Source organism: Ochrobactrum sp. SFR4 (assembly GCF_019730395.1).
Lineage (GTDB): Bacteria > Pseudomonadota > Alphaproteobacteria > Rhizobiales > Rhizobiaceae > Pseudochrobactrum.
Genome location: NZ_JAAPBB010000840.1, coordinates 1 through 267, shown reverse-complemented (window position 1 = coordinate 267; position 267 = coordinate 1). Strand labels below are relative to the sequence as shown.

Here is a 267-nt window from a genome sequence, read left to right as displayed (position 1 = left end):
CTGCAGCACGATATACAGAAACTGCAGCTTGAGCACGACCTTTTGAAGAAAGCGAATGAAATTCTAAAAAAAGACCTGGGCGTCGATCTGCAACTCCTGAGTAATCGGGAGAAAACGCTGTTGGTTGACGCCCTAAAAGATCTTTATCAACTCTCCGATCTGCTTGCTCAGTTGCGACTGGCGCGCAGTTCATATTTTTATCATCGAGCCCGTATGAGGGTGACCGACAAGTACCTCACTATACGTCAGAACATCACCGAAATCTTC

Annotated in this window: 1 pseudogene; it reads left to right on the top strand. The window is 46.4% G+C overall.

Features of this window, described 5'->3' with window-relative positions:
* Positions 1 to 267, top strand: a pseudogene (locus HBA93_RS21445) (IS3 family transposase); the annotation flags it as partial.